The 9,870-nt window shown below is 58.9% G+C and carries 10 protein-coding genes; 4 read left to right on the forward strand and 6 right to left on the reverse strand.

The genetic code is table 11. The features are described 5' to 3' along the window. Nucleotides 1-15: 15 nt before the first annotated feature. On the forward strand, nt 16-489 hold the full coding sequence (locus HMPREF2888_RS10390) for a hypothetical protein (protein ID WP_070822677.1): 474 nt from the start codon (nt 16-18) through the stop codon (nt 487-489). Here HMPREF2888_RS10390 and HMPREF2888_RS10395 read toward each other — a convergent pair. Continuing rightward, entirely contained in the window at nt 392-2,509 is a 2,118-nt protein-coding gene (locus HMPREF2888_RS10395; protein ID WP_371326272.1) for a TPM domain-containing protein, read from the reverse strand. The two genes, HMPREF2888_RS10390 and HMPREF2888_RS10395, sit on opposite strands and share 98 nt — an antisense overlap. A 99-nt stretch (nt 2,510-2,608) precedes the next feature. Between HMPREF2888_RS10395 and HMPREF2888_RS10400 the strand changes: the two genes are divergently transcribed. Both HMPREF2888_RS10400 and HMPREF2888_RS10405 read left to right on the forward strand, forming a co-directional pair. After that, entirely contained in the window at nt 2,609-3,187 is a 579-nt protein-coding gene (locus HMPREF2888_RS10400; RefSeq protein ID WP_061923962.1) for a YdcF family protein, read from the forward strand. A 386-nt stretch (nt 3,188-3,573) separates the two neighbouring features. Then, nucleotides 3,574-4,866 (forward strand): deoxyguanosinetriphosphate triphosphohydrolase, encoded by a 1,293-nt coding sequence (locus HMPREF2888_RS10405; RefSeq protein ID WP_061923960.1) that lies wholly within the window; start codon nt 3,574-3,576, stop codon nt 4,864-4,866. A gap of 473 nt (nt 4,867-5,339) precedes the next feature. On the opposite strand, the gene HMPREF2888_RS10415 is transcribed toward HMPREF2888_RS10405, so the two are convergent. The 4 genes from HMPREF2888_RS10415 to HMPREF2888_RS10430 form a co-directional block, all read right to left on the reverse strand. Further along, nucleotides 5,340-6,086, reverse strand: a complete 747-nt coding sequence (locus HMPREF2888_RS10415; protein WP_061923954.1) for a hypothetical protein — start codon at nt 6,084-6,086, stop codon at nt 5,340-5,342. Continuing rightward, nucleotides 6,079-6,297: a hypothetical protein gene (locus HMPREF2888_RS10420; protein ID WP_070455935.1), complete on the reverse strand. Its 219-nt coding sequence runs from the start codon at nt 6,295-6,297 to the stop codon at nt 6,079-6,081. Before HMPREF2888_RS10420 ends, HMPREF2888_RS10415 begins: the two co-directional genes overlap by 8 nt. Nucleotides 6,298-6,595: 298 nt before the next feature. Beyond that, a complete protein-coding gene (locus tag HMPREF2888_RS10425; RefSeq protein ID WP_061923951.1) occupies nt 6,596-6,844 on the reverse strand; it encodes a hypothetical protein in 249 nt (82 codons plus the stop codon). Beyond that, the gene (locus HMPREF2888_RS10430; RefSeq protein ID WP_061923948.1) at nt 6,834-7,310 is read right to left on the reverse strand and encodes a guanyl-specific ribonuclease; all 477 of its coding nucleotides are present in this window, start codon (nt 7,308-7,310) and stop codon (nt 6,834-6,836) included. The genes HMPREF2888_RS10425 and HMPREF2888_RS10430 overlap by 11 nt, the downstream gene beginning before the upstream one ends. Before the next feature lie 225 nt (nt 7,311-7,535). On the opposite strand from HMPREF2888_RS10430, the gene dnaG reads away from it, so the two are divergent. Further along, entirely contained in the window at nt 7,536-9,476 is a 1,941-nt protein-coding gene (dnaG, locus tag HMPREF2888_RS10435) for a DNA primase (RefSeq protein WP_061923945.1), read from the forward strand. Here the strand turns inward: dnaG and HMPREF2888_RS10440 are convergent. Continuing rightward, on the reverse strand, nt 9,473-9,742 hold the full coding sequence (locus tag HMPREF2888_RS10440; protein ID WP_061923941.1) for a hypothetical protein: 270 nt from the start codon (nt 9,740-9,742) through the stop codon (nt 9,473-9,475). The genes dnaG and HMPREF2888_RS10440 overlap by 4 nt on opposite strands. Nucleotides 9,743-9,870 lie beyond the last annotated feature (128 nt).

Raw genomic sequence — 9,870 nt, forward strand, 5'->3', positions numbered from 1 at the left:
CATTAAGCGATACTCGTGAGTACAGAACACCGGCATTGGACGTGGGCGGAAGATTGTCTGCGCGATGAAGAAGGAACCGTATGGGCCACGGTGCGCGCGGACGTGCTGAACGTCAATGAATCCCAGCTGGCTTCGGCGCAGGAGCGCATTTTGTTGGAGCACTCCATCGACAGCGGCAGCAGGCGTTTCTGGGTGCGCGGCACGGCCACCACGGGTGAGACTCTGCACGTGGGGCAGCAGGGCGTATCAATCAGCCATATGCAGGCCAAGTGCATGGGCCGTGAGTACACGCTGGATAGGCCTAACCCTTTCCGCAGGGAGCGCCGCATTTATGACGCTTCCGGAAACGAGATTATCCGCACTCGCCCCACTTTCAAGGGCGTGCTGGAGATTACGGATATGCGGCCGCAGCAGGTGCCGGACGTCGACGCCGCGTTTTTAACCTATTGCTGCGCGCTTGTCGACGCCCCGAAGCGCCGGCGGATCTAGAAGGAACCGCCGCGGAAGCCACCGCCCCCGCCGCCGGAGTTTCCGCCGAAACCGCCGCCGAAACCACCGCCAAAGCCACCATGGCTGTGGCCGCCGCCGAGCATCTGGCCGATGACCATGCCGGTGATGATGTCTCCCGCGGTGGAGCCGGCAGACTGGACCTGCTGGCGGCGCTGATAAGAGTTGATGTCCTGCTGCGCGGTTCGCGCCGCATTTTGTGCGGCGTTAGCGGCTTGGCGGGGGCGTCGATGGCGTTGCGCAGATCGGAGTTTTTCAGCTGCATGGCTTGGGCGTGCAGGCGTTTGGCGTCGGCAAGCTGGGTGCGGGCGGTGGCACCCACCACGCGGCCGCGGGTGGAGATGACGTCCTCGGCGGCCTGGATTGCGGCCTGCGCGGAGTGCATCTGCTGGTTGTATAAGTCGAGCTGGCGGGCACGGGTGGCGGTGGCCTCACGCACGGCGTCGAGGCGCTCGTCGAGCTCCGAGTCGATGGTGGTTAGCGCGGTGTAGTGGACGAGTGGGTCGCTGGCCTGGCTGGCCTCCGCCTCCGTAACGGCCGCCTCGGCGCGGGTGGCTACGTCTGCAAGTGCTTGCCAGTCGGCCTCAGTGCCAAGCTTTTTGCCTTGCTGCTCCAACTGGCGGGCCTCGTCCGCCTCGCCGCGGACTTCAGCGATGAGCGCGGCGAGATTTGTCTTGGCGGCCGCGAGGTTGGACTCGGCGTGCTCGACGCCGGAAAGGAGGCGGTCTGCCACCTCGATGGCGTGCTCGGCCTCGCGGATGAGGCCCACCAGGCCGCCTTGCTGGCCGGCAGGTGCCGCGGCGAGTTCGCGGCCTCGGTCGAGCTGCTTTTCCGCCTCGCCCACGGAGATTTCTGCCATGTGCGGGTTATCGGCGATGGAGTCCAGCGCGCCCGGGTGGTCTTGCTGCAGTTGTGCCAGAATCTGCTGGGCCTGCGGGATGCGGGCGCGCACGTCCACGCTGCGGCGCGTGAGTTCGTCCAGTTTGGAATCGGCGTTGATCAGCAGATCGCGCATGGCGGCGAAATCCGCGGCTTGGGCATCCAAGGCATCATCGGCCTGGCCACACGAGGAGACGATCTCGATGAGCATCTGGCGGCGCTCGGCCTCGGATTCTGGCGCGGCGTCGTCAAGCCGGCGCTGCATAGCAAAGGCCTTCTGCAAGGTGGAGGTGGAGTGGTTCATCGCGCGGGTAAAGGGGCGCGTGCGCTCGGGGCCGAACTCGGCGGTGGCTATGTCGAGCTCCTCCTTACCGCGGCGAATGGACTCATCGGTAGAGACCAGCTCCTCGCGCGCCAAGGATTCGAGCGTCGCGGTATCGAGCTTATTCAGCGAGTTCGTATCGCCCGGCTCGATGGCGCGCGCTGACTTGAGCGTCTCCGCGGAATCTTTCTTGGTCTTGCGGCGGCCTGCCAACCATATGCCGCCGCCGGCCAGCGCCAGGGCACCGGCACCGCCGGCTAGCCAGCCGGCACCTGAACCAGAATCAGCGGAGCTAGAACTTGAAGAACCCTTCCCGCGGCCCGAGGCAGCTGCGACTAACTCCAAAGCAGAACCGCCGAAGTCATCGTCTGCCAGGCGTGCTGAAGCGGCTTCATACATGGCATTCAGCCGGCTCTTTGGCCAGGCCCCACCCGTTTGCACGCCGACCTTGCGGTCTTCGACGGAGACAACATAAATGGCGGAGTTCGGGCCCTTGGAGGCGACGAATTGCTGCGCGAAGTCTTCCGCGGAGCCAGACAGAGTCTTTTCAAAGACCACGTAGAGTACTAGGCCCTCGTTCTTCTGCAGCGTCTTGATTTCATCTTCCAGCTGGTCTTTTTCCTCGGCGGAGAGCACCCCAGCGTTGTCAGTGACCTTGGAAGTAATGCTTGAGGGGGCAGCCTGCGCTAGCGCCGCCGGCGCGTTGCTTTGGGGTGGTGTTGCTGCAAAAGCAGTAGGCTGCGATAGCCCTACGATGAGTGCCGCTAGGGCGGCTGAACCGATACGCGCAGAAGAAGTCATGCCCACCAGAATACCGTTAGGCTAGTGCAAATGAGACGCGTTAGCTGCTGCAGGAAAGCACGGAAATCCCGGGAAAAGATTGCCCAGGGATTTAATCTGATGGAGTCTGAAGCGCAGGCAATCATCGTGCTCGGTGCGGCTCAATACGATGGCAGGCCCTCGCGCATCCTGCAGGCGCGCCTCGACGAGGCCCGCCGCATTGCGGTTGCTATACCGGGCGTGCCCATCGTTACCGTCGGCGGCAAGTTGCCCGGGGATCGCTTCACCGAGGCAGAAGTCGGCGCCAAGTACCTTAGTGGCCACGCCACTGTGTTGCCCGTGCCGGAGGGCAACGACACCGTGGAATCCCTGCGCGCCATCCGCCGCAGGCATGGCTTCGAGCGCGTCATCATCGTGACCGACCCGGTGCATCGCTTGCGTGCCTGGCTCATCGCCCGCGACGAGGGGTTTGCGGCACGGGTGGTCGGTGCAGCCGGCTATCCCACGCCCACCTTCGCGCCGCCGTGGTGGCGCTATTTGGCACACGAGTTGGGTGGCCTGGTGGTCTTCGGCGCGCGGAAGGTACTAGGGGAGGAGCGAGCTGAGCATCTGCGCAGCGGTCTACACCGCATCGAGGCGCTCATCCGCCCGACGCGACGCGCCCGACACGAAGAAATTCGCAATAAAACCGGGAGATAAAGCGCCTTGTCAGCGGCTATTTTTGAGTGTTTTGCCAGCTATCGCAGGAAATTCTCAGTTGATTTTGGTGGCAAAACCACTTCTTGCTCGCTAGCGTGGTTAGTGAAAGCTCCCCCTATCGAAAGGAAAATCTATGTTTGACATCATCAACAACGTCTTCAACCTCGTAGCAGACACCCTGCAGGCACTGGTTAACCTGCCTTTCTCCTTCGCTGACAAGCTTTCCAGCGCTTTGTCCAGCAAGTAAGCTCGGACATAGCTAGAGCTCCTGCCCAAGGTTTCCCGTAAAAGGGAGGCTGGGGCAGGAGCTTTTGCATTGCAATGGCAGCCAGACACCCCTACCAGAATCAGAAAAGTACAAGCTCGTTGCGCCTACACTGCACTATGTGAGCTATTCCTATACCCCGCACGACGCCGCCCGCCTCTTCGACGAGAGCCCCAAGGGCTCGGTTTTTAAAAGCAAGTCTGGCCCGGCTGACGCGGATCACCGTGGCGCCTTCGCCCGCGACCGCGCCCGCGTCCTGCACTCTGCTGCTTTGCGACGCCTCGCTGACAAGACGCAGGTGGTTGGCCCCCACGACGGCGATACGCCCCGCACGCGTCTCACGCACTCGCTCGAGGTGGGCCAGATTGCCCGCGGTATCGGCTCTGGGCTGGGGCTTGACCCAGATCTGTGCGACATGGCCGGGCTGACCCATGACATCGGGCACCCGCCGTATGGCCACAACGGTGAGAACGCACTCAACGAGGTAGCGGATATCTGCGGCGGCTTCGAAGGTAACGCGCAGACCCTGCGCATCTTGGCTCGTCTGGAGCCGAAGGTGGTCGATGCGGAGGATAATTCTTTTGGGCTGAACCTCACGCGCGCCGCATTGGACGCGGCATGCAAGTACCCGCGGACCAAAACCAATCCGGATGGCAGCGTGAACCGCAAGTATGGTTGCTACGACGAGGACGCCCACATCTTGGCCTGGCTGCGCGAAAGACACGAAGACTCCCGCCCCTCGATGGAGGCACAGGCGATGGATTGGTCCGATGACATTGCCTACTCCGTCCACGACGTCGAGGATGGCATCGTTTCTGGTCGCGTTTCCCTCGCCGTGCTCTGGGACTTGGTGGAGCTGGCTGCCCTCGCGGAGAAAGGCGCCAAAGCTTTCGGTGGCAGTGCGGACGAGCTTCTCGACGCCGCGGATTCCCTGCGTGCCCTGCCCGTCATCCAGCAAGTCAGCGAGTTTGATTCCTCGCTGCGCGCCTATACCACGCTGAAAAAGATGACTTCGGAGCTAGTGGGCCGCTACGTTGGTGCCACGGTGCAAGCCACCCGCGAGGCCAATGGCCCGGAGCTGGTTTTGGGGCGCCAGCAGGGCAACCTTGCCGTGCCAGCGCGCGCGGCAAATGAGGTCAAGCTTTTGAAGACCATCGCGGTGCTCTACGTGATGGATGAGCCGGTGCACTTGGCGCGTCAGGATCGCCAGCGAGAGCGCATCTACCGCGTTTTTGATTATCTTTCCGCCGGCGCACCGGGCGCCCTCGACCCGATGTTCCGCCTGTGGTACAACCGCGCTGAATCGGATGCCGAGCGCCAGCGGGTCATTGTGGATCAGATCGCCTCGATGACCGAGTCCCGTTTGGAGCGGCTAGCGCGCCAGACCGCGGAGTTTTCTGGGTTTATGGGGTAATAGTGCGTGGCCGATACCTCAATCCATAATCCAATCTCTATGCAGCTTCTTAGACGGATTCAGCGTTAAGAGAGGGACTCCCCAAACCTCGTTTTGTTCCGACATTATGGGAACGCCCGGTTCGTGGAAAGCAACCCAGCGCAATGGAAAGTCATTGAATCTGTAAGCGATCCAGCTCGTCGCTGAGAGATACCAGGAATCGGGGTGGAGCGTATGGTTGGCTTTTATCTGTTCCTTGGCTTCCATGAGTTCTATGGAGTGGGAGCCAGACCGCAGCGCCATGCCGACATCGATTCCGAAAATCGAATTGTCAAGTTTCGCGCACCATTCAGGTTGCTAAATAGTGCGCGAAAGTCCCGCAGCTGAAGACTTTTCTTGTCCTTACACGGAGAGATTGTGGACGAGGCGAAGAGAAACCGCCAACGGCGTAGAACGAGGAGCTGACAAATTGACTATCATGCTCATCGTTACAGTTACCAGCTGGAATGTCTCCGTGGCGCTGGGCACCCTGACTCTGGAGGAGACACCTTAAATCCAAGCTCTTGAAGGGCCTTCATCGCCACTGCAGGGTTATCTCGAACGGCAGCTTGTAGCTGAATATCAAACCATGAATTGCGCGAAAGTTTCAGAGCCTTCTCCCAACCTTCATTTCTCTGAAAGCCGCACTCTTCAATCGTGAAATACAAGAAGTCTTCGAGTGAAGGCCGAAACCGATGACCGCCGACAGGAATGTGGAGAGCCTTCAGATTTCCGTCTTTGCGAGGGTCATTTTTCTTTGTCTTGCCGTTTTTCATTAGCGCAGGGCTCAACAAGCCGCCGATCCCAGAAAAATGGATATGTGCTGCTGGTGCGCGCTCTTTCTCACGTTCGTATTCAAATTTAATTGCAGATTGAGTGTGAACACGAATCTCGAATGCGCTGTTCCTGACGGTTAAGAACTTCGAATCGCGATCCTGCGTGAGTTTGTATTCCACAACTAGGGCATAAAGATCGCTGCGTTCTGATTCGACTCGCTTTTCTGCTGAGGTTGTTTTCCGTCCGTAGTAGAGCGGTGCTAATACCGACAAAACGAAGATGCCGTTGCTTTCATTGAGTATGAAATCGGCATCTAAATCGTTGTCTGAAACAGGTAGTGCAGCTTTGATCGTTGAATGTACTTCGTCCGCAAAATCTCGTGCTGCGTCCTCCCCGAAGATTCTCGGGTGTGGGTATTCACTCATCGAGGTCGAGCATCATTTCGACACGGCGAAGCTCATCATAAAGCTCACGCTCTTCAAGAGTGAGACATCCCATGGAGGCTAGGTCTCGCAGATCGCGTCGAGTGATTGGTTGTCCCTCTATAGAAGAGTACTTATCCACGAGCTGATGAGTGAGCATTTTTCTACGAGTTTGCAATTCTGAATTGTTTGTTCGACTGATGGTCAATGACATGGTGTACCTCCTCTAATTTGATTATCTCGCAATCTACATGTGGGGGTAGACATTGTGAGTTGATGAATTCGAACAAATCTAAGTCCATTCGAAAATCCGAGCTGCGATTCCAGATAAAACTACATTTTAACCGCGTATTCTGGGCCATCGCATTTTCTTTTTATTTGCAGAAATGAGACGTAGACACGGCACCCCTGTTGACTGAAGAGTGAGGTTAGAGTTTTGGTTGGAAGTCTTACTACTTACTGCGCTTTGACTGGTATGGGCAGGTGAACTTGGAGCTCCCAGTGCAAGAAGATCAGCGGAAGAGACGAACGCCGTTGTCCCCGAGCACCTCGAGAACCGCCGCGGTGTCAGTGGTGGACAGCTTCCATGCTGAGGACACGATGGTTTCCACTTTGTGCTCGCGCAGGAAGTCCGCCAAGTCGTCGAGGTTGTGCGGGGCAGTGCAGGTATTGCAGCCACGGATGGTGCCGAGCGCGGAATACAGATCTGCGCGGCTTTCAAGCGGCTGAGTGATTAGAACTTTGGAGAGATTATTCAGCATCGGGGATCTCGCAGAAGGATTCGTAGTGATCGTCGGTGTAGTACCAGACATCGGGGTCGGTTTCGCTGCCGCCGCCGGTGACGATGCGCTTGGCGCCGCGGTGGTTTAGGCCGGGCGAATCCACGGTGTATTCGCGGTAGTAGTTCTTGGACTCTTTGGGCAGTACGCCCTCGTAGTTTCCAAAACGCTTGTTGTCATTATTCGGATGGTCGTAGGGCCCGCCTGCCAAGATATCCTCGGCCGTTTCTTCTGCTTCCTCGGGCAGGGTATCCATCGCGCACGAGGCGTAGTGTCCGGAAAAATTCGCGGCGTTGGATGATGAAGCGGAGCTTGCAGTTGAACTCGTGGACTGCGAGCTACCAGAATCACTGCCAAGGTCGATTCCGAAGTAGCCAGCGGCTGCGACTAAGAGCAAGCTGCCGAGGACGGCTAAGGGCTTCTTCTTGGAGGAGGGGGGATTGGCCATACCCCCATCTTTGCAGGGATTTTCCTGCAATGAAAATCTAGCTAGCACTGGGAAAACACTCGGACCTTCTGCATTTTCCAGGTTTGGCTTTTGCCGCTTTTTGTCTACCCCAAGGGTGGGTAAATTTCTGTTCTTTCCAGCAGCTTTTCCATCTGTAGTTGTTGGGCAACTGCATCTGCACCCCAAGGCAAGCCAGCAACCCACAAGCGGGGTAGTCTTTAGCGCATGGCACAAGGCAGAATTCCGGAGAGCGACATCCAAGCAATCCGTGAACGCGCGCCTTTGGAAGAAATAGTGGGCGAGTATGTACAGCTCAAACCAGCTGGTTATGACTCCTTGAAGGGTCTGTCGCCCTTCAAGGAAGAGAAAACGCCTTCCTTCCACGTGCGCCCGCAACGCGGTTATTATCACTGCTTTTCCACGGGCAAGGGCGGCGATGTTTTTAGCTTCCTGATGGAAATGGAGCAGGTCTCTTTCCCCGAAGCAGTCGAGGCGGTGGCTCAAAAGATTGGCTACCACATCAATTACCAAGGCGGCAGCACCGGCAATCGCAACGAAAAACCTGGCACTCGGCAGCGCCTTATCGCGGCGAACAAGGCGGCACACCAGTTCTACCGAGAGCAGCTAGAGACCCCGCAAGCAGCCAAGGCGCGCGAGTTCCTACTCGATCGTGGCTTTGGCCGTGAGATCATCTATGACTTTGAGTGTGGTTATGCCCCGGAGGGGTGGGACACTGCCACCAAGCACCTTCTGCGCATGGGCTTTTCCTTTGAGGAGCTAGAGGCTGCTGGCATTTCCAAGATGGGCAAGCGCGGGCCTATTGACCGCTTTCATCGGCGCCTGCTGTGGCCCATCAAGGACCTTTCGGGCAACGTCATCGGCTTTGGCGCCCGCAAGCTTTTTGAGGATGACAACCTGGGCAAGTACATGAACACGTCCGAGACCATGCTCTACCACAAGTCCAAGGTGCTCTTCGGCCTGGATTTGGCCAAGCGCAACATCGCGGAAGCACACCAGGCGGTGGTGGTGGAGGGCTACACCGACGTCATGGCGATGTATGCCGCGGGCGTGAAGACCGCCGTGGCCAGCTGTGGCACCGCGTTCGGCGGCGATCACCTGCAGGTCCTGCGCAGGTTGATGCTGGATGATTCCTACTTCAACGGCGAGCTCATCTACACCTTCGACGGTGATGAGGCGGGGCAGAAAGCCGCGATGCGCGCCTTCCAGGGCGAGCAATCTTTTACTGGTCAGTCCTTCGTTTCCGTGGCCCCTGAGGGCATGGACCCTTGCGATCTGCGCCTGGCCAAGGGCGACGCCGCGGTGCGTGAGCTCATCGCGGACCGCATCCCGATGTTCGAGTTCGTCATCCAGTCGGTGCTTAGCGAATACCGCATCGATACCGCAGAGGGGCGTCTGCAAGCATTGCGTCGTGCGGTGCCCGTGGTGGCACAGATTCGCGACGCCCCGCTGCAGCGTGAGTACGCCCGCCGCCTAGCTGGCTGGGTGGGTTGGCCCAACCCGGAGGAAGTCCTGCAGCAGGTCCAGCAGGAGGCTCGCCGGCCTAAGAAAAAGGACAAGAAGGCACGGCTTGCCGACGCCCCGATCAAAGCCGGCACGCCCGCTCCCGCACAACAGAACACTCCGGTCTTCCACGTGCCAAGCCCCCGTGAGACCCACCTGTGGCCGCAGCGGGAGGCCCTAAAGCTGGCCTTGCAGTACCCGGGCCTTGCCGGTTCTTACTTCGACGGGATTACCGCCGATGCGTACTCGAACGAGTCTTACCGCATCATCCGCGAGGCAATCTCTACTGTCGGTGGCGTTGCTGCCGGCGCCAACCTGCCCAGCGTGGAATGGATCGCCGCTGTGGCAGGGGAGATGATCGATCTCACTGCGCGCAACTTTGTCAGTGAGCTTGCTGTGGAACCGATCAAGGTGGGCGATGAGTCCGATCCCAAGGCTTGGGAGGTTTATGCTGACAGCGTGCTTTCCCGCCTCCAGGAAGCCCGCGTGGGCGACCAAGTAGCCCAAATCAAGGCCCAACTAGGTCGCATGCGCCCCTCCGACGACGAGCAAGCTTATAACTCGCTTTTCGCCGACCTCGTCGCCCTCGAGCAGGCCCGCCGCGAGCTCAATGACAGGGCGTTTCGTGGGCCGCAGCCTAATTAGTCTTCGTCGGGCTCGTAGATACGGTCGTGGCCGTCTAGCTGGTTTCCTTTGACGCGGCGGCCGCGGCTTAGATCCTTTACCTCTTTCATGCGGGGTTCTGGATCGAGCTTGTTTGCCACTGCCTTGCGGGTGGCGTTTACTGCGTTCTTGGTGACGGGGGAGTTGATCGCTTTTTCGTATGCGCCCTTGATCTGGTGATAACGCTTGCGGCCGGCCTTGGTGCCAAAGACATAACCTGCGGCGGCGCCTACGACGAATTGGATCATGGTTGGAGTATCTCACCCTTCAGGTAGTGATTTAACGCTAATAACCTCACCCAGCCTACCTGTATCGGTGGTGTAGTGGTGGGTACCCTCATTGATGAAAGGACCTGACCCCTGTTTGGTAGACACCT

The organism is Corynebacterium sp. HMSC077D03, assembly GCF_001808545.1.
Taxonomy (GTDB): domain Bacteria; phylum Actinomycetota; class Actinomycetes; order Mycobacteriales; family Mycobacteriaceae; genus Corynebacterium; species Corynebacterium simulans.

What these genes read in the sequence shown, in the direction of transcription:
- dnaG (WP_061923945.1), top strand. Translation starts at nt 7,536, where the DNA reads ATGGCACAAGGCAGAATTCCGGAGAGCGACATCCAAGCAATCCGTGAA.
- HMPREF2888_RS10425 (WP_061923951.1), bottom strand. Translation starts at nt 6,844, where the DNA reads ATGCTGAATAATCTCTCCAAAGTTCTAATCACTCAGCCGCTTGAAAGC.
- HMPREF2888_RS10430 (WP_061923948.1), bottom strand. Translation starts at nt 7,310, where the DNA reads ATGGCCAATCCCCCCTCCTCCAAGAAGAAGCCCTTAGCCGTCCTCGGC.
- HMPREF2888_RS10440 (WP_061923941.1), bottom strand. Translation starts at nt 9,742, where the DNA reads ATGATCCAATTCGTCGTAGGCGCCGCCGCAGGTTATGTCTTTGGCACC.
- HMPREF2888_RS10395 (WP_371326272.1), bottom strand. Translation starts at nt 2,509, where the DNA reads ATGACTTCTTCTGCGCGTATCGGTTCAGCCGCCCTAGCGGCACTCATC.
- HMPREF2888_RS10415 (WP_061923954.1), bottom strand. Translation starts at nt 6,086, where the DNA reads ATGAGTGAATACCCACACCCGAGAATCTTCGGGGAGGACGCAGCACGA.
- HMPREF2888_RS10420 (WP_070455935.1), bottom strand. Translation starts at nt 6,297, where the DNA reads ATGTCATTGACCATCAGTCGAACAAACAATTCAGAATTGCAAACTCGT.
- HMPREF2888_RS10400 (WP_061923962.1), top strand. Translation starts at nt 2,609, where the DNA reads ATGGAGTCTGAAGCGCAGGCAATCATCGTGCTCGGTGCGGCTCAATAC.